Below are 18,885 nucleotides of genomic sequence, written 5' to 3'. Positions count from 1 at the left end.
AAAGAATGTCTAGGTCAATTAAAAAGGGTCCTTTTATAGACGACCACTTGATGAAAAAAACGCTCAAGGCAAAAGAGGGTAAGGATAACCGCCCGATTAAAACATGGTCTAGAAGAAGCACCATTTTGCCTGAAATGATTGGTTTTACTTATAATGTGCATAACGGAAGGGTTTTTGTCCCTGTGTATATCACAGAAAACCATGTGGGTTATAAGTTAGGGGAATTCGCTCCTACAAGAACTTTTAAAGGGCACAAAGGCAGTGTCCAAAAAAAGATTGGCAAGTAAGGGGGTAGAATGAGTAAAGCGTTATTAAAATTTGTGCGGTTATCTCCTACTAAAGCCAGATTGATTGCAAGACAGATTCAAGGCATGAACGCTGAATTAGCGATCGCTAGTTTGGAATTTACGCCCAATAAAGCGGCTAGAGTGCTTTCAAAAGTGGTGGCTTCTGCGGTCGCTAACGGCTCATTAGACGCTAAGAGTGCTCTGATTGTTTCTTGCAGAGTGGATGCTGGCCCTGTGCTTAGGCGCTCCATTCCAAGGGCTAAAGGTAGGGCCACAGCCATTAGAAAGCCAACATCTCATGTATTCGTAGAAGTAGCAGAAGGGAAAGAAATGAAATCTTCTAAAAGCCATAAAAAAAATCAAGCAGAAGGTAAGTAGGGCATGGGACAAAAAGTTAATCCGGTAGGTTTAAGATTAGGTATTAATAGGAATTGGACTTCCAGATGGTTCCCTAGCGCTCGCACCGCTCCAAGCAATATTGATGAAGACAATAAGATTAGGAAATTCCTTAAAAAAGAGCTTTATTATGCTGGCGTGAGCGAGATTGTGATTGAAAGAGCGGCTAAAAAACTGCGCGTTACGGTTGTAGCGGCTCGCCCAGGGCTTATCATTGGTAAAAAAGGCGTGGATATTGAAAAAGTCAAAGAAGGCTTAAAAACGCTCATCAAAAAAGAAGTCTCCATTAATATTAAAGAAGTCAAACGCCCCCAAGCTGACGCCCAATTAGCCGCAGAAAATGTAGCCACCCAACTAGAAAAAAGGGTCGCTTTCCGCCGCGCGATGAAAAAAGTCATGCAAGCGGCGTTAAAATCCGGCGCTAAAGGGATTAAGGTGCGCGTTTCTGGCCGTTTAGCAGGGGCTGAAATCGCTCGCACCGAATGGTATATGGAAGGGCGCGTGCCTTTACACACTTTAAGGGCTAAAATTGATTATGGCTTTGCTGAAGCGATGACGGTATATGGTATTATTGGCGTGAAAGTGTGGATTTTCAAAGGGGAAGTTTTGCAAAAAGGCATCCAATTTGAGAAAAAAGAAGAGGCTAAAGAAGAAAGAGAGCCTAGAAGAAGCAGAAGAGGGAGGCAATAATCATGTTAATGCCAAAAAGAACAAAATACAGAAAGCAAATGAAAGGGCGCAATCGTGGGAAAGCCCATCGTGGCAATTCCATTGCGTTTGGGGATATTGCGATTAAAGCCATAGAGCATGGGAGGATTGATTCACGCCAGATTGAATCCGCAAGGGTGGCTATGACAAGGCACATTAAAAGAGCGGGTAAGGTGTGGATTAGAGTATTTCCCGATAAGCCTTTGACCGCTAAACCTTTAGAAACCAGGATGGGTAAAGGTAAAGGCTCTGTGGAAAAATGGGTGATGAATATCAAGCCGGGCAGGATCGTTTATGAAATGCTAGGCATTGAAGAAGGACTAGCGAGAGAAGCTTTAGCGTTAGCTCAGAGCAAACTTCCTTTTAAAACCAAAATTGTAACTTGTGAGAGCGAAAATGAAATATACTGAATTGAAAGATAAAAGTATCAAGGAATTAGAAGAGTTGTTGCATGCTAAAAAAGCGGAGCTTTTTGAGTTACGCGTTAAGTTAAAGGCTATGCAATTGAGTAATCCTAACGAGATTAAGAAAGCCAGAAGAAATATCGCTCGCATTAACACGGCCATTAATGCATATTATTCTTCTAGCGTTGAGTAAAAAAAGGGTAAGCAATGAATACAAAAGAGCCGCATAAAAGGCTAGTGCAAGGCAAGGTTATCAGCAAGTTTGCTGAAAAAAGCGCTGTGATTCTTGTGGAAAGAAAAGTGGTGCATGAAAAATACCGCAAGATTGTTAAAAAGTTTAAAAAATACACTATCCATGATGAAAACAATCAGGTGAAAGTAGGGGATTTTGTGAGCGCGATTGAGTGCAGACCGCTTTCTAAAACCAAGTCTTTCACGCTTAAAGAAATTTTAGTAGTGGGAGTATAAGCATGATACAGAGTTTTACAAGATTGAATGTCGCTGACAATAGCGGCGCTAAAGAAATCATGTGCATTAAGGTGTTAGGGGGTAGTCATAAACGCTATGCGAGCGTGGGTAGCGTGATCGTGGCTTCCGTGAAAAAAGCTATCCCTAATGGTAAGGTGAAGCGCGGTCAAGTCGTCAAAGCCGTTGTAGTGAGAACGAAAAAAGAAATCCAAAGGAAAAATGGTTCTTTGGTGCGTTTTGATGACAATGCAGCGGTGATTTTGGACGCTAAAAAAGATCCTGTTGGCACAAGGATTTTTGGGCCAGTGAGCCGAGAAGTGCGTTACGCTAATTTCATGAAAATTATTTCTCTAGCGCCGGAGGTTGTATAATGAAAAGCGAAATTAAAAAAAATGACATGGTGAAAGTCATTGCAGGAGACGATAAGGGTAAGGTCGCTAAGGTTCTAGCGGTGTTGCCTAAGACTTCTCAAGTGGTTGTTGAAGGGTGTAAGGTGGTGAAAAAAGCGATTAAACCTACTGATGATAACCCTAAAGGGGGCTTTATCCATAAAGAAAAGCCCATGCACATTTCCAATGTGAAGAAAGCCTAAGGAGTTGGATACATGTTTGGTTTGAAACAATTTTATCAAAATGAAGTGAGGGCAAAACTCGCTCAAGAATTGGACATCAAAAACTCCATGCTTTTACCCAAGCTAGAAAAAATCGTTATCAGCGTGGGTGCTGGAGTGCATGCAAAAGACATGAAAATCATGCAAAATATTGCGCAAACGATTTCTTTGATTGCAGGGCAAAAAGCCGTTATCACTAAAGCGAAAAAATCCGTTGCAGGCTTTAAGATCAGAGAAGGCATGGCGGTAGGGGCGAAAGTTACCTTAAGGAATAAACGCATGTATAATTTCTTAGAAAAGCTGATTGTGATTTCGTTGCCCAGAGTGAAAGACTTTAGAGGGATTTCACGGAATGGTTTTGATGGGCGTGGGAATTACACCTTTGGGATCAATGAGCAGTTGATTTTCCCGGAAGTGGTTTATGATGATATTATGGTCAGTCATGGCATGAACATCACTATGGTAACTTCTACGGACAACGATAAAGAAGCGTTCAAGTTGTTAGAATTGCTTGGATTGCCTTTTGCAAAAGTGAGATAAGGGGTTAATATGGCTAAAAAATCAATGATAGCAAAGGCTCAAAGGAAACCAAAATTCCAAGTAAGGGCTTATACGAGATGCCGCATTTGTGGGAGACCTCATTCGGTTTATAGGGATTTTGGACTTTGTAGGGTGTGCCTAAGGAAAATGGGCAGTGAGGGACTCATCCCAGGCTTGAGAAAAGCCAGTTGGTAAGGATAAGATATGGTAAATGATATAATTGCAGATTCATTAACTCGTTTGAGAAACGCTTCTATGCGCCGCTTAGAATTCACGCAGCTTTATTACGCAAAGATCGTGGTTTCTATCTTAGAGATTTTTAAAGAAAAGGGTTTCATTAAAGATTTCAATGTCAAAGATAAAGACAAGAAACAATCGGTTTATGTGCAATTGGCTTATGATGAAAAAGGGCATTCAAAAATCAGCGAAGTGAAGCGTCTAAGCAAGCCCGGTCGTCGTGTGTATAAGCAAAAAAACGAGTTGAAGCGCTTTAAAAATGGCTATGGCGTGATTGTGGTAAGCACTTCTAAGGGTGTGATCACTAACGAAGAAGCTTACAGACAAAATGTCGGTGGCGAAGTGCTTTGCAGCATTTGGTAAAGGATTAAAAATGTCAAGAATCGGGAAAAGAATCATTGAAATCCCAAGCTCTGTGCAAGCGAGCGTGGAAGGGAGTAAGCTTCTTTTTAAAAACAGCAAGGAAAAGCATGAGTTAGAAACTCACAACCGAGTGAAAATCACGCTTGAAAACAACCAATTGAGCTTCCAGCCTGTGGGCGAAGACGCGCAGTCTAGGGCTTATTGGGGGACTTATGGGGCTTTAGCGAATAACATTGTAATAGGCTTAAGCGCCGGTTTCAGTAAGACTTTAGAAGTCAATGGCGTGGGCTATAAGGTGGCTTTGGGCAATAAAACTTTGGATTTGAGTTTGGGTTTTAGCCACCCGGTGAAATACCCCATTCCAGCAGGGATTGAAATGGTGGTGGAAAAAAACACGATCACTATCAAAGGGAGCGATAAGCAAAAAGTAGGGCAAGTCGCCGCTGAAATCAGGAGCTTCAGACCCCCAGAGCCATACAAAGGCAAGGGCGTGAAATACAGCAATGAAGTCATTATTAGAAAAGCTGGTAAAACAGCTAAAAAATAAATAAGGTGGAGTGATGAACGCAAAAGCATTGTATAAAAAGAAAGCCTTAAGGGATCGCCGAAAATTAAGGATTAAAAGCAAACTCTTGGGCGATAATTTAAGACCTAGGGTGAGCGTTTTTCGTTCGAATCGCTATTTCTATGCACAAGCGATTGATGATGTGAAACAAAGCACCATAACGCATATTGACGGCAGGAAAATGGGCTTTAAAAACACGCAAGAAGACGCTAAAAAATTAGGCGCTCTCTTTGCTGAAGAATTGAAAAAAGCAGGGATTGAGCGAGCGGTTTATGACAGGAATGGTTACCTCTATCATGGCGTGGTGGCAGCGTTTGCTGAAAGCTTGAGAGAGAACGGGATCGCTCTATGACAGAAAGGAAAGGTATGGAAGAGATTAACAGAGAAGAGTTTCAAGAAGTCGTTGTGAATATTGGCCGTGTAACCAAAGTGGTTAAGGGCGGTAGGCGGTTTCGTTTTAACGCTTTAGTGGTTGTGGGCAATAAAAATGGGCTTGTAGGCTTTGGTTTAGGCAAGGCTAAAGAAGTCCCTGATGCGATTAAAAAAGCGGTAGATGATGCGTTTAAAAACCTCATTCATGTAACGATTAAAGGCACGACTATCGCTCATGATATTGAGCATAAATACAACGCAAGTCGTATTTTACTCAAACCGGCAAGTGAGGGAACGGGAGTGATTGCTGGGGGTTCAACGCGCCCTATCGTGGAATTAGCAGGCATTAAGGATATTCTCACCAAATCTTTAGGCTCCAACAACCCCTATAATGTGGTGCGCGCGACTTTTGACGCTTTAGCGAAAATCAAGGCGTAGTTAAAAAGGATATTATAATGGGATTAGAAAATTTAAAACCGGCTAAAGGTAGCGTTAAAAAAATCAAACGAGTGGGCCGTGGTCAAGGAAGCGGCATGGGAAAAACCGCTACAAGAGGCGGTAAAGGTCAAACCGCAAGGACAGGCTATAAGGCTAAAAGAGGCTTTGAAGGAGGGCAACAACCCTTACAACGCCGTTTGCCTAAAATAGGTTTTAGGACTAAAGATTCTCATATTTATTCTATCAATGTGGAAAAGAATGAAGCGATTAAAAATTTAGAAGAAATCACTTTTTCAAGCTTGCGCGCTTTACACCATTTCCCCCTTTATATTGAAGGCGTGAAATTGATCGGTAAAGACGCTAAAAACTTGGCTTCTAAAATTAAAGATGAGAGAATCAAAACAAGCGGGCAGAAGTAATGCCCTATTGTATCAGCTTGATTTAAGAGGAATAAGTTAATATGAATAAAGCTATTGCTAGTAAGATACTCATCACTTTGGGTTTTTTATTTCTCTACAGAGTCTTAGCTTATATCCCCATTCCTGGCGTAGATTTAGCAGCGATCAAGGCTTTTTTTGACAGCAATTCCAACAACGCTTTGGGGTTGTTTAACATGTTTAGCGGGAATGCGGTTTCTCGCTTGAGTATCATCTCTTTGGGTATCATGCCCTATATCACTTCTTCCATTATCATGGAGCTTTTGAGTGCGACTTTCCCCAACCTGGCTAAAATGAAAAAAGAGCGAGACGGCATGCAAAAATACATGCAAATCGTGCGCTATTTGACCATTTTAATCACCCTAATCCAAGCGGTGAGCGTTTCAGTGGGCTTAAGGAGTATTAGTGGAGGAGCGAATGGAGCGATCATGATTGATATGCAAGTTTTTATGATCGTTTCGGCGTTTTCTATGCTTACAGGGACGATGCTGCTCATGTGGATAGGGGAGCAAATCACGCAAAGGGGCGTGGGGAATGGGATTAGCCTTATTATTTTTGCTGGGATTGTTTCAGGGATCCCATCAGCTATTTCAGGCACATTCAATTTGGTCAATACGGGCGTGATCAATATCTTAATGCTCATTGGTATTGTGCTGATTGTTTTAGCGACTATTTTTGCGATCATCTATGTGGAATTAGCTGAGCGCAGAATCCCTATTTCTTATGCGCGTAAAGTGGTGATGCAAAACCAAAACAAGCGTATCATGAATTACATTCCTATTAAGTTGAATTTAAGCGGGGTGATCCCCCCTATTTTCGCTTCAGCTTTGCTCGTGTTCCCTTCTACGATTTTGCAGCAAGCCACAAGCAACAAAACCTTGCAAGCGATTGCGGATTTTTTAAGCCCGCAAGGGTATGCGTATAATATTTTGATGTTCCTACTCATCATCTTTTTTGCTTACTTTTATTCTTCTATTGTGTTCAATTCTAAGGATATTGCGGATAATTTGAGGCGTAATGGTGGGTATATTCCAGGGCTTAGGCCTGGAGAGGGGACTTCATCGTTTTTAAATTCTGTAGCGAGTAAGCTCACTTTGTGGGGTTCATTGTATTTAGCGCTCATTTCTACCGTGCCTTGGATTTTGGTTAAGGCTATGGGCGTGCCTTTTTACTTTGGAGGCACAGCGGTGCTGATTGTGGTTCAAGTCGCTATTGACACCATGAAAAAGATTGAAGCGCAAATTTATATGAGCAAGTATAAAACTTTAAGCGCGGTAGGCTTTTAATGGCAATCTCTATTAAAAGCCCAAAAGAAATCAAAGCTCTAAGAAAAGCCGGGGAATTAACCGCTCAAGCGTTAGCCCTTTTAGAGCGAGAAGTAAGGCCTGGGGTTTCACTTTTAGAGCTGGATAAAATGGCTGAAGATTTTATCAAATCCTCTCATGCCAGGCCTGCTTTTAAGGGGCTATATGGATTCCCTAACTCTGTGTGCATGTCCTTAAATGAGGTGGTTATTCATGGCATTCCTACGGATTATGTTTTACAAGAAGGGGATATTATAGGCTTGGATTTGGGGGTGGAGGTGGATGGTTATTATGGCGATTCGGCCCTCACGCTTCCCATAGGCGCGATAAGCCCGCAAGATGAAAAATTGCTCGCTTGCTCTAAAGAGAGCTTGATGCATGCCATTAATTCAATTAGAGTGGGCATGCATTTTAAAGAGTTGAGTCAGATTTTAGAGAGAGCTATTGTAGAAAGGGGCTTTGTGCCTTTGAAAGGATTTTGTGGGCATGGCATTGGTAAAAAACCCCATGAAGAGCCAGAGATCCCCAACTACCTAGAAAAAGGCGTCAAAGCTAATAGCGGCCCTAAAATCAAAGAGGGCATGGTATTTTGCTTAGAGCCTATGGTGTGTCAAAAACAGGGCGAGCCTAAAATACTAGCGGATAAGTGGAGCGTGGTTTCAGTGGATGGGCTTAACACAAGCCACCATGAGCATACTATCGCCATAGTTGGCAATAAAGCAGTGATTCTTACGGAGCGTTAATGGCAAGAGATGATGTTATAGAAGTGGATGGAAAAGTGATTGAGGCGTTGCCTAACGCCACTTTTAAGGTGGAGTTAGACAATAAGCATGTGGTGTTGTGCCGTATTTCTGGAAAGATGCGCATGCACTATATTAGGATTGCTTTAGGCGATAGGGTCAAGCTAGAGCTTACGCCCTATAGCTTAGACAAGGGTCGGATAACTTTTAGATATAAATGAATTTAAGGGTTATTTCAATGAAAATATGTTAGTATAAGAGTTTTTAGTAGTGCCTAATTTTTTCAAAGGAGAAAAATCATGAAAGTCAGGCCATCAGTGAAAAAGATGTGCGATAAGTGCAAAATCATTAAAAGAAGGGGTGTTATTAGAGTGATCTGCGCTACCCCCAAACACAAACAAAGACAAGGATAAAGCATGGCAAGGATTGCTGGTGTGGATTTACCAAAAAAGAAGAGAGTAGAGTATGCCCTTACCTATATTTATGGGATTGGGCTTAAGAGTTCCAGAGAGATTTTAGAAGCGGTAGGCATTTCTTTTGACAAGCGCGTGCATGAATTGAATGAAGATGAAGTGTCTGGTATCGCTAAAAAAATCCAACAAAGCTACCTAGTAGAGGGCGATTTGCGTAAAAAAGTTCAAATGGATATTAAATCTTTAATGGACTTAGGGAATTATCGTGGGATCAGGCATCGTAAGGGTCTTCCTGTAAGGGGCCAAACCACTAAAAATAACGCTAGGACTCGTAAGGGTAAGAAAAAAACCGTGGGCAGCAAGTAGCAAATAAGGAGATGATGATTTAATGGCTAAGAGAAATGTAACGGCTAAAAAGAAAGTAGTCAAAAAGAATATTGCTAGAGGGGTTGTTTATATTTCAGCGACCTTTAACAACACCAACATCACTATCACTGATGAAATGGGCAATGTGATTTGCTGGAGCACGGCGGGCGGTTTAGGGTTTAAAGGCTCTAAAAAATCCACCCCTTATGCGGCCCAACAAGCTGTAGAAAGTGCTCTAAGCAAGGCTAAAGAGCATGGCGTTAAAGAAGTGGGCATTAAGGTTCAAGGGCCAGGTAGTGGGCGTGAGACCGCCATTAAGAGCGTGGGTGCGACAGAGGGCGTTAAAGTGCTTTGGATTAAAGACATCACCCCGCTCCCTCATAATGGTTGCAGACCCCCTAAAAGAAGAAGAGTGTAAGGAGGCTTTATGGCAAGATATAGAGGCGCAGTAGAAAGACTAGAAAGGCGTTTTGGGGTTTCTTTAGCTTTAAAAGGTGAAAGGCGATTGAGTGGGAAGAGCGCGCTAGATAAAAGGGCTTATGGGCCAGGCCAGCATGGGCAAAGACGCGCTAAGACTTCTGATTACGGGTTGCAATTGAAAGAAAAGCAAAAAGCTAAAATGATGTATGGCATTTCTGAAAAGCAATTCAGGAGTATTTTTGTGGAAGCCAATCGCTTGGACGGCAATACGGGTGAAAACCTTATCCGTTTGATTGAAAGAAGATTGGATAATGTCGTCTATCGCATGGGGTTTGCGACCACTAGAAGCTCTGCTAGGCAATTGGTAACGCATGGGCATGTGCTTGTGGATGGTAAGCGTTTGGATATTCCCTCTTATTTCGTGCGTTCAGGGCAAAAAATTGAGATCAAAGAAAAAACCAAGAGCAACCCTCAAGTGGTGCGCGCGATGGAATTGACAGCTCAAACAGGGATTGTGCCATGGATTGATGTGGAAAAAGATAAAAAATACGGCATCTTCACCCGCTACCCTGAAAGAGAAGAAGTGGTTGTCCCTATTGAAGAAAGACTCATTGTAGAATTGTATTCTAAGTAAGGGGTTAGAGCATGAAAGTTATCAAAACAGCACCTTTGATCCCATCAGAAATTAAGGTACTAGAGAAAGAGGGCAATCGGGTTAAGATTTCTCTGGCTCCATTTGAGTTTGGTTACGCTGTTACGCTCGCTCATCCTATTAGAAGACTCTTGCTTTTAAGCTCTGTGGGGTATGCTCCCGTAGGTTTAAAGATTGAAGGTGTGCATCATGAGTTTGACTCATTAAGAGGGGTTACTGAAGATGTGTCGCTTTTTATCATGAATTTAAAGAATATCCGCTTTATAGCTAAGGCGTTAGTGGGGCAGGATAGCTCTTTAGAAAACCAATCGGTTGTGGTGGATTATTCTTTTAAAGGGCCTATGGAGCTTAGGGCTAGGGATTTGAATTCTGAGCAGATAGAAATCGTCAATCCTGAAATGCCTCTAGCCACAATCAACGAAGACGCTCAATTGAATTTTTCGCTCATTATCTATAAAGGAATGGGGTATGTCCCAAGCGAAAACACAAGGGAATTGATGCCTGAGGGCTACATGCCGCTAGACGGCTCTTTCACGCCGATTAAAAACGTGGTTTATGAGATTGAAAATGTTTTGGTTGAGGGCGATCCTAACTATGAAAAAATCATTTTTGACATTGAAACGGACGGGCAGATTGACCCTTATAAAGCGTTTTTATCAGCGGTGAAAGTGATGAGCAAGCAGCTGGGCGTTTTTGGCGAAAGGCCCATTGCTAACACGGAGTATTCAGGCGATTACGCTCAAAGAGATGACGCTAAAGACTTGAGCGCTAAAATTGAAAGCATGAATTTGAGCGCTAGGTGTTTTAATTGCTTGGATAAAATCGGCATCAAGTATGTGGGCGAACTCGTGTTGATGAGCGAAGAAGAACTTAAGGGCGTGAAGAACATGGGTAAAAAATCCTATGATGAAATCGCTGAAAAATTGAATGATTTGGGCTATCCGGTAGGCACAGAATTAAGCCCTGAACAAAGAGAAAGTTTAAAGAAAAGATTAGAAAAATTAGAAGATAAAGGAGGTAACGACTGATGAGACACAAACACGGATACCGCAAGCTTGGGAGAACCAGCTCGCACAGGAAGGCGTTATTAAAGAATTTAGCGATTGCTTTGATTGAGCATAACAAAATTGAAACAGGGATTTATAAAGCTAAGGAGTTGCGCAGTTACATTGAGAAGTTAACGACAGCGGCTCGTGTTGGCGATTTTAACGCGCATCGCCATGTTTTTGCATATTTGCAAAACAAAGAAGCCACCCACAAGCTTGTAACTGAAATCGCGCCCAAATACGCGCAAAGGAATGGCGGATACACTAGGATCCAACGCACCACTTTTAGAAGAGGGGACGCTTCCACTCTAGCTACCATTGAATTTGTATGAAATTTGATGAACTGCTAGCCAAGATTTAGTCTTGGTTGGTGGTTATCGCTTTGATTTTATCCTTTTAAAAGAAGCACTCAAAAGCTTTGACTTTGTTTTATTGATCATGAAATTTAAAAAATCTAAAAAGCATTTTCTGTAATCAAAATATAAAAGAGCTTAGTTAAGCGATAACCTCCAAACTGCAAAAATAAAGTAACTAAAAACCCCATTTTTAAAAAATCAAAATAAACTCAAAACTCACACTGGCTTTTATCCCACCCTTTAATGACCCTGTTGTATTCTTGAATCGCCTAAACTTCATCGTTCAAATAGATTTTTCTGTCTTTACTTGAGCGGTATTCCTTACATTTTTATTAAGATTTTTAATTGGTTTGATGATTTTAAAAAATCCAACTGCTGGAGATTAAGTTAGATGGATTGTTTTTTAGACATGCTAGATCTTGGTTATTTTTTGTGCTAAACTGCTTTGGATTTTAGCCGATATGAGTGATGGGTTGGTTTATTCGCTTTGTAGTGGTTTTGTTGAAAAAATATGAACTCCTATCATTGTGTCCTCCACACAATGCATAATGAAAACGCAAAATCTGACCGCCTTTTCCACACAAAGCGAGACTGAATCAATCTTTCTCTACTTGCTAACTCAAATGCTTCTTAACTTGACACAATATACAGACAAAAATTTGCCTAACAAAACCCACTCATGAGAATTTTTGATACACTAACACTACCGATTTAGGTTCAGAGCTAAGGCTAAAAAAATGATCTGTAGCTTCATTGAGCGAGCCAGAAAAGAGCGTTTTTAAACGCAAGTTTTTTAAGGGGTATTTGAGGTTTTTAGAAGTGAATTGGGCTTTAAGATCCAGGCTAAAAAGCGAGATTTGTTCCCCTTTAAAACTGGGCAAAGTAAAAGGGGTTTCTAACACCCTAAAAAGACCATAATCGCTTACGGATTGGATTTTTTGGCAAAATTTAAAATATTCCAACAATAAAAAAGTGTTCGCCAGGGCATGATCTTCTCGCTTGCCATTCAACCCTAAAAAGATAAAGTCATCACAGCCCCTATTCAAAGCATAAAAAAAGGCTTTGGACAAATCGTTGCTGTTTTGTTCGCTCACGCGTATAGGGTTATACAAGGCTTTCAAATGCGAATCAATGCTATCTAGATCGCCTATAACAACGCTGGGTTTAAGTTGAAGCGCATGCAATGATATAACAGCCCCATCGCATGCGATTAAAAAGGGAGCGTTTTTTAAAAGGTCTAAGCATTTTTGGGATTTAGGAAACTCCCCATTCGCTAAAATCACTGCTTGCATGACTGATTCCAGCGGTTAAAATAATACAAGCCAATAAAAAGGTATAGGATCGTTGTGAAGAGTTGCACCAAGCTCTCTGTTGAAATTTGAAAGATACAAAACCACACGATAATGGACACGATATTCCCCAAAGTTACTAGCACATAATTTTCTATATAGCGCAAAACCTGTAAAATAAAAGCAATGATAAAAATGACGAAATTAAAACTCTCTGCCCATAAAAAATTCGTTTTAATCTCTTTAAAAAACAAAGCGCTCACATAAGTTAAAACCCCTATGCCTAAAACGAGCGCAAAACGCCACTTTTTGGGAAGTTTTTGAGCCTTAATAACGCCTTCATGCTGCTCTGTCTTTTTCCATGCGAACAGCCCATAAATCGTTACTGGCATATACAAAAAAAGGCATAAAATCACATCAGCGTTTAATTTCCACTGATAAGCGACATAAGCGTAACTCAAATTATAAACAAGACCAAATACAAAGCAAATCGTTTGCCTTTCTCCGGCAAAAAACGCATACAAAACCCCACTAAGCCCCGCTAAAAGATTGATAAACGAGCCTTTGACAAGAATATTAGTGATGGTTAAAAACACGCAAGCGAGAATGAGTGTGGCGTAAAATCGTTTGGATAGTTGGGTGGTTATTAACATGCTATTTCCTTACGCAAGAATTACCTTGACAAGTTCTACGGGTTTGATCTCAGCCTTTTAAAAACTTGAGCGTTTTAAAAAGCACCCCTTTATTTTGATTGTAACATAAATCAACGAAAATTAGCTTTTTTGATACGCCATATCCCAAAACATGTATTCATATTTACTTGTAGTGATAAAAATGTCCTTTAATTTTTCAATTTCTTGTTTTGAAGAAGTGAGGGTGAGGGAATCAAGCAAATTAATATTCCAATTTACGCACGCTTGAAATTCTTTTGAACTATAGCCCTTAATCCAATGCCCATAAAAGGCATGTTCTAAAGCGTTTGGGATTTGGCTTAAATTTTGCGCGATCACTAAATAGCTCCAACCACAGGATAGAACAGCCGCCGCAACTTCTTTGATAGAGCCCTTAAACCCTTCAGCGAGCATGTAGCTTGTATAGGATTTATTCGCTAGAGTGGGGCGCGCATTTTGCAATTCTTTTGGAGTGATTTGAAGCTCTCTAATGTAATGGTTATGGATACTCATCTCGTTATTTAAAATATCTTGTATAGCGTTAGAAAACTCCCTCATCACCGCTTCATCACAAGCCTTAACTACGCCTAAAGCAAACACCTTAGCGTATTCTAAAAGAAACAAATAATCCTGAATGATATAAAAACGGAATTTATCCCTTTCTAAAGTCCCACGCCCTATGCCTTGAACAAACGGATGGGAAATACAATCCCCCCAAATAGATTGCGCGTTTTGATACAGATATTGTGAAACTTGCATTTTTACACTCCTAAAATCAATTCAATATGCATTCTAACACGAAAGCTCGTGATATGGTATAAAAATTTGTTTTTAAAAGATTTGTGAGTGGAATCTTGTTTTCAAAAATTGAACGCTATATCAAAATATCTGTGATTTTGAATAGCGATTAATGATATTATAAGGCTTGTATTGGTTGTTTAAGATTGGCTATCCTTTGTAATCATACAAAGGTTAATTCCATCTCGCTCTGCAGGTTTTGATTTTTAGAAGTTTTTATTATGGGAACTTGTAGTATGGCACTTACAAGATAGGAGTCAATCTTAGATGCATGGTTTCAAACCTATTACAGAGCGAGATGGAATTAACCCTACCATTTATGATTGGTTTAACCTCTGTGAAGTCATATCGACCAAAACTCAAAATAGTTTAGCATAAAAATAAAAAAGCGTCTAATATATTCAAAACAGGCGTTCAATTTTTTAAGCGGTTGGTGTAAAAACGCTATTAAAAGCTTTGATGTTTTAGGGTATTGGGCAGAATAAAGACTATTATTAGATAGAAAAGAAAGCCACAAGAAACAAAAAATTGTTTCTTGCAAAAAGTTTATTGGGCGTAAGCTTCTAGTTTGAGCTCAATCTTTACCTCATCTCCAACGACAGCATCGCTAAAGGTTTTACCGATACCAAAATCCTTGCGGTTGATTTTGCCTTCAGCTTGTAACACCATGAATTCTTTTTTATTCATGGGGTTTTGTAAGGGGGCTTGGATTTTGGCTTCTAACACGACAGGTTTGGTTACGCCATGAAGGGTCAAATCCCCATGGATTTTACCATCTTCGTATTTGGTCATTTTAAAGCTCCCTTTGGGGTATTTCATGGCATCAAAAAACTCTGCTGTTTTTAGGTGGTCATCTCTTTTTTTGTTCCTAGTGTTAATGCTTTTAATATCAATTTTGCCTTCAAAAACATTGAGAGCCTTGGTATTAGGATCGGCATCAATTTTGCCATCAAAACTATCAAACACGCCTCTTGTTTCATTGAATTTGAAGTGTTTGACCTCAAACCACACGCTAGAGTTTGCCTTATCAATCGTATAAGGTTTTGCAAACGCCAGACTAACGCCTAAAAGAGTGAACATTAACGCTTTTTTCATTGTTTCCTCACTTCATTTTGAATTAAAAACGCCAACTATACAACAAATTGGTTAATGGTAAAACACTCCTAATCGTCTGTTTTTAAGGTATAATACAAAAAATCCCCATTAGGTAGGTGTTGTTATGGTAAAAAAGACCCTTGCATCAGTTTTATTAGGATTGAGTTTGATGAGTGTGTTAGACGCTAAAGAGTGCGTTTCGCCGATAACAAGAAGCGTTAAGTATCATCAGCAAAGCGCTGAAATTAGAGCCTTGCAATTGCAAAGTTACAAAATGGCGAAAATGGCGCTAGACAATAACCTCAAGCTCGTTAAAGACAAAAAGCCAGCCGTCATCTTGGATTTAGATGAAACCGTTTTAAACACTTTTGATTATGCGGGCTATTTGGTCAAAAATTGCATTAAATACACCCCAGAAACTTGGGATAAATTTGAAAAAGAAGGCTCTCTTACGCTCATTCCTGGAGCGCTAGACTTTTTAGAATACGCCAATTCTAAGGGCGTTAAGATTTTTTACATTTCTAACCGCACGCAAAAAAATAAGGCATTCACCTTAAAAACGCTCAAAAGTTTTAAACTCCCCCAAGTGAGTGAAGAATCCGTTTTATTAAAAGAAAAAGGCAAGCCTAAAGCCGTTAGGCGAGAATTAGTCGCTAAGGATTATGCGATTGTTTTGCAAGTGGGCGATACTTTGCATGATTTTGACGCGCTTTTTGCTAAAGACGCTAAAAACAGCCAAGAACAACGAGCTAAAGTCTTGCAAAACGCTCAAAAATTCGGCACAGAGTGGATCATTTTACCCAACTCTCTCTATGGCACATGGGAAGATGAACCCATAAAAGCATGGCAGAATAAAAAATAAAATTTATCCATCGCATAAGAACGATTTTTGCTAACATGACAAAAAATTTGATCTCTTAGGCGGAGTTATGGATTTTGTAGGGTTTGAAGATTTAAAATGTAAAGATAAAGAAAACTCTCAAAAAGTTTTTGTGATCCGTAACGATAAGTTAGGCGATTTTATTTTAGCCATACCCGCTCTAATCGCTCTAAAGCAAGCTTTTTTAGAAAAAGGCAAGGAAGTGTATTTGGGCGTGGTTGTGCCTAGCTATACCACCCCAATCGCTTTAGAATTCCCTTTCATTGATGAAGTCATTATAGAAGACAACCATTTGAGTGCTACTCTCAAAAGTAAACCCATTGACGCTCTTATCTTTTTATTTTCTAATTTTAAAAACGCCAGACTCGCTTTTAGTTTGAGGAAATTTATTCCTTATATCCTAGCCCCAAAGACTAAAATCTATTCTTGGCTGTATCAAAAGAGCGTGCGCCAAAGCCGATCGTTATGCTTAAAAACTGAATACGAATACAATTTGGACTTAATCCATGCGTTTTGTAAAGATCACAACCTCCCTAACGCTCAACTTAAAAAAATCGCATGGAAGCTTAAAGACAAATCCAAAGAGCGATCCATCATCGCTTCAAAACTCAACGCTGATGTTGGTTTGTTGTGGATTGGCGTGCATATGCATAGCGGAGGCAGTTCGCCCGTATTGCCTGCTTCACACTTTATCAAACTGATTGATTTTTTACACAACAATTTAAGTTGTGAGATCATTCTTATTTGCGGGCCAGGCGAGAGGAAAGCCACAGAAGAACTCCTTAAAAAAGTCCCTTTCGCCCATCTCTATGATACGAGTCATAGTTTAGTGGATTTAGCCAAATTGTGCGCGAATTTGTCCGTCTATATCGGGAACGCTTCAGGCCCTTTGCATGTGAACGCTTTGTTTGACAACCAATCTATCGGGTTTTATCCTAACGAACTCAGCGCCTCTATTGCCAGATGGCGGCCTTTCAATGAGCGTTTTTTAGGCATCACCCCGCCTAATGGCTCAAACAATATGGGTTTGATTGACATTGAAAAAGAGGGTGAAAAGATTGTGGGTTTTATCAATTACCGTAGGATGTAGCTTTGATAAGAGGCTTTTTGCTATAATTACACACTTGTTTATTCTTAATGTTTGCGTGAATTTTACATTATTGAACGCTAAAAAATAGGAGCTATTTTTGAAGTCTTTACTCTCTTTGTTTTTAAGATCAAAATTATCTTATCTTTATTATTACCCTTATATAGCTTTCGTTTTGATGGTTGCAACCATTGCAAAAATTCCTCTTATTCAAAAGATCCCTGTTATTAGAAGGTTCTTTAACAGTCGTTATTCCTTTCAAAAAGATAGCCTTATTCGCATCCAAAACCAACTAGACAGATTGCTCACTCTTACAAAGCCTACTCCTCCACCCATTCGTAAAAAAACCTTATGTTTTATCCGCTTGGACATTATTGGAGATTATATACTCTATCGCAATTTTTTACCTCTTTTTAAAAAATATTTTGAAGATTATGAAACCACCTTTATTGGAAACGTTACTATCAAGGATATGGCAACCCATTGCGATTCTCAATATATAGATAAGTTTATCTTTTTAGATAACATTTACTGGGAAAAATACTTGCGGATTGGTGTTAATGGATCACGCCTTTCAAAATTAAAAGAATTGTTATTTTTTCTCCCAAAGTTCATGAGAAAACGCTACGAAGATGTTTCTAATTTGAGAAAAGAAAGCTATGAGATATGCATTAATAGTTCTATGTTTTTTTTTTCAACTAAAGAAGACGCTATTATAAAGCACTTGATTGCCGAAAATAAAGTGGGGGTTTTTTGCACCCACCCAATAGAATCTTTCTTTAGGACCGATTATAGAAAGAGAGGGGAAATTAGAAAAAGCTTTTACACGCATTTATTCTATCCTAAAGAAGTGCCGCAATTTCTCTATGATTCCAATCAAGATTTTTTTCAGTCTTTTTTTAAGCATTTTAAAGGCGTGGATATAGGGTTTGTTGGACTTGAATTAAAACTCCCCATCGCTTTTGAATATGAAAAGTTTAAGAATATTCTAAAACCACCTTATGGCGTGTTGAATCTCGGAGCTAGCGATGATTTTAGAGTGTATAAACGCTTTGATGAGATGATCTATTTTTTAAATCCTGACTACCAACTCATTCTTTGCGGGAATTCTAAAAAAGATGAAAAGCTTGCCGATTCCATTCTAAAACGCCACAAAAATGCTATTTCTTTAGTCAATCAAACCGGTTTGATAGAATACCTCCATCTTTTAAAGAACGCTAGTTTTGCGATGGGCAATGAGTCTTCCATCACGCATTTAGCCGCTTGTTTGAAAATCCCTCATGCGTTCATAGTCTCTTCAGGTCTCTCAAGCCCAAGATTCCACCCCTACCCAAAGGAAATTGGCCCTAATATCCACATGATCTATCCAAGGGATTTTCAAAAAATAATTTCTAGGTCTAGCAACTGGATGTTCAAAGCCATGACTATGTCGCACCCGCCAGTGGATTTTGTGAACCCGCAAGATATTATTAGTGCCATTAAACGTTTTGCACCCCATCTCTTGAAAGAAGATGCACCATCTAATACCAACGAAACAACCTATTTTGAACGAGTTTGATTGCGTTACAAGTTTTTAGAAGATAACTTTAGCATTTAAATGGAGTAAATGGTTGATTTATGAGTGGTTTTTGCTATTCTAAACGATACAACAAAAACGCATAACTCCCCGATCCATTCACATGCAAATCACAAAGCATGCTCGTTACAAAAACATTAGAAATGGGGCTTACTTTAGAGCCTCTATCGCAAATGAGAGCGAGATTAGACAAGGCAGAATAAAGGGAAGACTGAACCCCCACCTCCGCAATAGATGTTAAGATCGCTTGCTTCTTTGCTGATGAATGCGGCATCAAAGTCAAGGTCTCCGATGGCTTTGGCTTGGCGCGATAAGATAAGGGCGATATTGGTATTAAATGGGGGGGCGATAACTTTGTAGCGAGTAT

General features: G+C 39.8%; 31 protein-coding genes and 1 pseudogene. 27 read left to right on the top strand and 5 right to left on the bottom strand.

Annotation, left to right across the window (positions count from 1 at the left end; all coding sequences use genetic code 11):
- Positions 1-5 precede the first annotated feature (5 nt).
- From rpsS to rplQ, 24 genes are all read left to right on the top strand, one after another.
- Positions 6-287 carry a 30S ribosomal protein S19 gene (gene rpsS / locus AYS37_RS06660; protein ID WP_000091385.1) on the top strand — a complete coding sequence of 94 codons (282 nt, stop codon included), beginning with the start codon at positions 6-8 and terminating at the stop codon, positions 285-287.
- Between the two features lie 9 nt (positions 288-296).
- Positions 297-665: a 50S ribosomal protein L22 gene (gene rplV / locus AYS37_RS06655; protein ID WP_000030349.1), complete on the top strand. Its 369-nt coding sequence runs from the start codon at positions 297-299 to the stop codon at positions 663-665.
- A 3-nt stretch (positions 666-668) separates the two neighbouring features.
- Complete coding sequence (gene rpsC, locus AYS37_RS06650; protein WP_000529972.1) at positions 669-1,373, top strand: 30S ribosomal protein S3; 705 nt, start codon at positions 669-671, stop codon at positions 1,371-1,373.
- 2 nt (positions 1,374-1,375) lie between these two features.
- Positions 1,376-1,801 carry a 50S ribosomal protein L16 gene (gene rplP / locus AYS37_RS06645; protein ID WP_000928961.1) on the top strand — a complete coding sequence of 142 codons (426 nt, stop codon included), beginning with the start codon at positions 1,376-1,378 and terminating at the stop codon, positions 1,799-1,801.
- Complete coding sequence (gene rpmC / locus AYS37_RS06640; RefSeq protein WP_000877885.1) at positions 1,788-1,988, top strand: 50S ribosomal protein L29; 201 nt, start codon at positions 1,788-1,790, stop codon at positions 1,986-1,988. The genes rplP and rpmC overlap by 14 nt, the downstream gene beginning before the upstream one ends.
- Positions 1,989-2,002: 14 nt before the next feature.
- Entirely contained in the window at positions 2,003-2,263 is a 261-nt protein-coding gene (gene rpsQ, locus AYS37_RS06635; protein ID WP_001092746.1) for a 30S ribosomal protein S17, read from the top strand.
- Between the two features lie 2 nt (positions 2,264-2,265).
- Entirely contained in the window at positions 2,266-2,634 is a 369-nt protein-coding gene (gene rplN / locus AYS37_RS06630; RefSeq protein ID WP_000616110.1) for a 50S ribosomal protein L14, read from the top strand.
- Positions 2,634-2,855: a 50S ribosomal protein L24 gene (gene rplX / locus AYS37_RS06625; RefSeq protein ID WP_000834238.1), complete on the top strand. Its 222-nt coding sequence runs from the start codon at positions 2,634-2,636 to the stop codon at positions 2,853-2,855. Before rplN ends, rplX begins: the two co-directional genes overlap by 1 nt.
- Before the next feature lie 12 nt (positions 2,856-2,867).
- Positions 2,868-3,413 (top strand): 50S ribosomal protein L5, encoded by a 546-nt coding sequence (rplE, locus tag AYS37_RS06620; protein ID WP_000467378.1) that lies wholly within the window; start codon positions 2,868-2,870, stop codon positions 3,411-3,413.
- Positions 3,414-3,422: 9 nt separating this feature from the next.
- Entirely contained in the window at positions 3,423-3,608 is a 186-nt protein-coding gene (locus AYS37_RS06615; RefSeq protein ID WP_001085694.1) for a type Z 30S ribosomal protein S14, read from the top strand.
- A 9-nt stretch (positions 3,609-3,617) separates the two neighbouring features.
- Positions 3,618-4,013 carry a 30S ribosomal protein S8 gene (gene rpsH, locus AYS37_RS06610; RefSeq protein ID WP_000245805.1) on the top strand — a complete coding sequence of 132 codons (396 nt, stop codon included), beginning with the start codon at positions 3,618-3,620 and terminating at the stop codon, positions 4,011-4,013.
- A gap of 10 nt (positions 4,014-4,023) precedes the next feature.
- Complete coding sequence (rplF, locus tag AYS37_RS06605) at positions 4,024-4,560, top strand: 50S ribosomal protein L6 (protein WP_000086584.1); 537 nt, start codon at positions 4,024-4,026, stop codon at positions 4,558-4,560.
- 13 nt (positions 4,561-4,573) lie between these two features.
- Positions 4,574-4,930 (top strand): 50S ribosomal protein L18, encoded by a 357-nt coding sequence (gene rplR, locus AYS37_RS06600; protein WP_000991872.1) that lies wholly within the window; start codon positions 4,574-4,576, stop codon positions 4,928-4,930.
- A gap of 14 nt (positions 4,931-4,944) precedes the next feature.
- The gene (gene rpsE / locus AYS37_RS06595; RefSeq protein WP_001860543.1) at positions 4,945-5,388 is read left to right on the top strand and encodes a 30S ribosomal protein S5; all 444 of its coding nucleotides are present in this window, start codon (positions 4,945-4,947) and stop codon (positions 5,386-5,388) included.
- A 17-nt stretch (positions 5,389-5,405) separates the two neighbouring features.
- Entirely contained in the window at positions 5,406-5,807 is a 402-nt protein-coding gene (rplO, locus tag AYS37_RS06590; protein ID WP_000522167.1) for a 50S ribosomal protein L15, read from the top strand.
- A gap of 41 nt (positions 5,808-5,848) precedes the next feature.
- Positions 5,849-7,111, top strand: coding sequence for a preprotein translocase subunit SecY (gene secY / locus AYS37_RS06585; RefSeq protein WP_001030183.1), 1,263 nt, complete (start codon positions 5,849-5,851; stop codon positions 7,109-7,111).
- Positions 7,111-7,872 carry a type I methionyl aminopeptidase gene (gene map / locus AYS37_RS06580; protein WP_001018127.1) on the top strand — a complete coding sequence of 254 codons (762 nt, stop codon included), beginning with the start codon at positions 7,111-7,113 and terminating at the stop codon, positions 7,870-7,872. The genes secY and map overlap by 1 nt, the downstream gene beginning before the upstream one ends.
- Complete coding sequence (gene infA / locus AYS37_RS06575; protein WP_000090248.1) at positions 7,872-8,090, top strand: translation initiation factor IF-1; 219 nt, start codon at positions 7,872-7,874, stop codon at positions 8,088-8,090. Before map ends, infA begins: the two co-directional genes overlap by 1 nt.
- A gap of 78 nt (positions 8,091-8,168) precedes the next feature.
- Positions 8,169-8,282, top strand: a complete 114-nt coding sequence (gene rpmJ / locus AYS37_RS06570; protein WP_000868339.1) for a 50S ribosomal protein L36 — start codon at positions 8,169-8,171, stop codon at positions 8,280-8,282.
- 3 nt (positions 8,283-8,285) lie between these two features.
- The gene (rpsM, locus tag AYS37_RS06565) at positions 8,286-8,648 is read left to right on the top strand and encodes a 30S ribosomal protein S13 (RefSeq protein WP_000090802.1); all 363 of its coding nucleotides are present in this window, start codon (positions 8,286-8,288) and stop codon (positions 8,646-8,648) included.
- Positions 8,649-8,670: 22 nt separating this feature from the next.
- Positions 8,671-9,066, top strand: a complete 396-nt coding sequence (gene rpsK / locus AYS37_RS06560; protein WP_001129289.1) for a 30S ribosomal protein S11 — start codon at positions 8,671-8,673, stop codon at positions 9,064-9,066.
- Between the two features lie 9 nt (positions 9,067-9,075).
- Positions 9,076-9,702: a 30S ribosomal protein S4 gene (rpsD, locus tag AYS37_RS06555; RefSeq protein WP_000135247.1), complete on the top strand. Its 627-nt coding sequence runs from the start codon at positions 9,076-9,078 to the stop codon at positions 9,700-9,702.
- 11 nt (positions 9,703-9,713) lie between these two features.
- Entirely contained in the window at positions 9,714-10,748 is a 1,035-nt protein-coding gene (locus tag AYS37_RS06550; RefSeq protein ID WP_000864551.1) for a DNA-directed RNA polymerase subunit alpha, read from the top strand.
- Positions 10,748-11,098, top strand: a complete 351-nt coding sequence (gene rplQ / locus AYS37_RS06545) for a 50S ribosomal protein L17 (protein WP_001216119.1) — start codon at positions 10,748-10,750, stop codon at positions 11,096-11,098. Before AYS37_RS06550 ends, rplQ begins: the two co-directional genes overlap by 1 nt.
- A 701-nt stretch (positions 11,099-11,799) precedes the next feature.
- Here rplQ and AYS37_RS06540 read toward each other — a convergent pair.
- The 4 genes from AYS37_RS06540 to AYS37_RS06525 form a co-directional block, all read right to left on the bottom strand.
- On the bottom strand, positions 11,800-12,414 hold the full coding sequence (locus AYS37_RS06540; RefSeq protein WP_001149268.1) for a thiamine diphosphokinase: 615 nt from the start codon (positions 12,412-12,414) through the stop codon (positions 11,800-11,802).
- A complete protein-coding gene (pnuC, locus tag AYS37_RS06535) occupies positions 12,402-13,064 on the bottom strand; it encodes a nicotinamide riboside transporter PnuC (protein WP_000909352.1) in 663 nt (220 codons plus the stop codon). Before pnuC ends, AYS37_RS06540 begins: the two co-directional genes overlap by 13 nt.
- 120 nt (positions 13,065-13,184) lie before the next feature.
- Positions 13,185-13,841, bottom strand: coding sequence for a thiaminase II (tenA, locus tag AYS37_RS06530; RefSeq protein WP_001198299.1), 657 nt, complete (start codon positions 13,839-13,841; stop codon positions 13,185-13,187).
- A gap of 585 nt (positions 13,842-14,426) precedes the next feature.
- Positions 14,427-14,975, bottom strand: coding sequence for a YceI family protein (locus AYS37_RS06525; RefSeq protein ID WP_000709816.1), 549 nt, complete (start codon positions 14,973-14,975; stop codon positions 14,427-14,429).
- Positions 14,976-15,099: 124 nt separating this feature from the next.
- Here AYS37_RS06525 and AYS37_RS06520 point away from each other — a divergent pair, with 124 nt between their 5' ends.
- From AYS37_RS06520 to AYS37_RS06510, 3 genes are all read left to right on the top strand, one after another.
- On the top strand, positions 15,100-15,837 hold the full coding sequence (locus tag AYS37_RS06520) for a 5'-nucleotidase, lipoprotein e(P4) family (protein WP_001874750.1): 738 nt from the start codon (positions 15,100-15,102) through the stop codon (positions 15,835-15,837).
- A 67-nt stretch (positions 15,838-15,904) separates the two neighbouring features.
- Entirely contained in the window at positions 15,905-16,945 is a 1,041-nt protein-coding gene (locus tag AYS37_RS06515) for a glycosyltransferase family 9 protein (protein WP_000348228.1), read from the top strand.
- 97 nt (positions 16,946-17,042) lie between these two features.
- On the top strand, positions 17,043-18,500 hold the full coding sequence (locus AYS37_RS06510; RefSeq protein WP_000838768.1) for a glycosyltransferase family 9 protein: 1,458 nt from the start codon (positions 17,043-17,045) through the stop codon (positions 18,498-18,500).
- A gap of 73 nt (positions 18,501-18,573) precedes the next feature.
- Here the strand turns inward: AYS37_RS06510 and AYS37_RS06505 are convergent.
- Positions 18,574-18,867 (bottom strand): annotated as a pseudogene (locus AYS37_RS06505) (adenine specific DNA methyltransferase 2 domain protein); the annotation flags it as partial.
- Positions 18,868-18,885: the final 18 nt, after the last annotated feature.

This window comes from Helicobacter pylori NQ4053 (genome assembly GCF_000274605.1).
Taxonomy (GTDB): Bacteria; Campylobacterota; Campylobacteria; order Campylobacterales; family Helicobacteraceae; genus Helicobacter; species Helicobacter pylori_CV.
This window is presented reverse-complemented; position numbering and strand designations above follow the sequence as displayed.

Bases quoted from the DNA above. Each gene is read 5' to 3' on its own strand.
- rpsH (WP_000245805.1), top strand. From the start codon at position 3,618: ATGGTAAATGATATAATTGCAGATTCATTAACTCGTTTGAGAAACGCT.
- rpsD (WP_000135247.1), top strand. From the start codon at position 9,076: ATGGCAAGATATAGAGGCGCAGTAGAAAGACTAGAAAGGCGTTTTGGG.
- rplN (WP_000616110.1), top strand. From the start codon at position 2,266: ATGATACAGAGTTTTACAAGATTGAATGTCGCTGACAATAGCGGCGCT.
- AYS37_RS06615 (WP_001085694.1), top strand. From the start codon at position 3,423: ATGGCTAAAAAATCAATGATAGCAAAGGCTCAAAGGAAACCAAAATTC.
- AYS37_RS06515 (WP_000348228.1), top strand. From the start codon at position 15,905: ATGGATTTTGTAGGGTTTGAAGATTTAAAATGTAAAGATAAAGAAAAC.
- rpsC (WP_000529972.1), top strand. From the start codon at position 669: ATGGGACAAAAAGTTAATCCGGTAGGTTTAAGATTAGGTATTAATAGG.
- rplE (WP_000467378.1), top strand. From the start codon at position 2,868: ATGTTTGGTTTGAAACAATTTTATCAAAATGAAGTGAGGGCAAAACTC.
- tenA (WP_001198299.1), bottom strand. From the start codon at position 13,841: ATGCAAGTTTCACAATATCTGTATCAAAACGCGCAATCTATTTGGGGG.
- infA (WP_000090248.1), top strand. From the start codon at position 7,872: ATGGCAAGAGATGATGTTATAGAAGTGGATGGAAAAGTGATTGAGGCG.
- rpsM (WP_000090802.1), top strand. From the start codon at position 8,286: ATGGCAAGGATTGCTGGTGTGGATTTACCAAAAAAGAAGAGAGTAGAG.
- rplR (WP_000991872.1), top strand. From the start codon at position 4,574: ATGAACGCAAAAGCATTGTATAAAAAGAAAGCCTTAAGGGATCGCCGA.
- AYS37_RS06550 (WP_000864551.1), top strand. From the start codon at position 9,714: ATGAAAGTTATCAAAACAGCACCTTTGATCCCATCAGAAATTAAGGTA.
- rplP (WP_000928961.1), top strand. From the start codon at position 1,376: ATGTTAATGCCAAAAAGAACAAAATACAGAAAGCAAATGAAAGGGCGC.
- rpsQ (WP_001092746.1), top strand. From the start codon at position 2,003: ATGAATACAAAAGAGCCGCATAAAAGGCTAGTGCAAGGCAAGGTTATC.
- rplO (WP_000522167.1), top strand. From the start codon at position 5,406: ATGGGATTAGAAAATTTAAAACCGGCTAAAGGTAGCGTTAAAAAAATC.
- rpsE (WP_001860543.1), top strand. From the start codon at position 4,945: ATGGAAGAGATTAACAGAGAAGAGTTTCAAGAAGTCGTTGTGAATATT.
- rplF (WP_000086584.1), top strand. From the start codon at position 4,024: ATGTCAAGAATCGGGAAAAGAATCATTGAAATCCCAAGCTCTGTGCAA.
- map (WP_001018127.1), top strand. From the start codon at position 7,111: ATGGCAATCTCTATTAAAAGCCCAAAAGAAATCAAAGCTCTAAGAAAA.
- AYS37_RS06540 (WP_001149268.1), bottom strand. From the start codon at position 12,414: ATGCAAGCAGTGATTTTAGCGAATGGGGAGTTTCCTAAATCCCAAAAA.
- AYS37_RS06520 (WP_001874750.1), top strand. From the start codon at position 15,100: ATGGTAAAAAAGACCCTTGCATCAGTTTTATTAGGATTGAGTTTGATG.
- rpsK (WP_001129289.1), top strand. From the start codon at position 8,671: ATGGCTAAGAGAAATGTAACGGCTAAAAAGAAAGTAGTCAAAAAGAAT.
- secY (WP_001030183.1), top strand. From the start codon at position 5,849: ATGAATAAAGCTATTGCTAGTAAGATACTCATCACTTTGGGTTTTTTA.
- rpsS (WP_000091385.1), top strand. From the start codon at position 6: ATGTCTAGGTCAATTAAAAAGGGTCCTTTTATAGACGACCACTTGATG.
- rplQ (WP_001216119.1), top strand. From the start codon at position 10,748: ATGAGACACAAACACGGATACCGCAAGCTTGGGAGAACCAGCTCGCAC.
- AYS37_RS06525 (WP_000709816.1), bottom strand. From the start codon at position 14,975: ATGAAAAAAGCGTTAATGTTCACTCTTTTAGGCGTTAGTCTGGCGTTT.
- rplV (WP_000030349.1), top strand. From the start codon at position 297: ATGAGTAAAGCGTTATTAAAATTTGTGCGGTTATCTCCTACTAAAGCC.
- rpmC (WP_000877885.1), top strand. From the start codon at position 1,788: ATGAAATATACTGAATTGAAAGATAAAAGTATCAAGGAATTAGAAGAG.
- pnuC (WP_000909352.1), bottom strand. From the start codon at position 13,064: ATGTTAATAACCACCCAACTATCCAAACGATTTTACGCCACACTCATT.
- rplX (WP_000834238.1), top strand. From the start codon at position 2,634: ATGAAAAGCGAAATTAAAAAAAATGACATGGTGAAAGTCATTGCAGGA.
- rpmJ (WP_000868339.1), top strand. From the start codon at position 8,169: ATGAAAGTCAGGCCATCAGTGAAAAAGATGTGCGATAAGTGCAAAATC.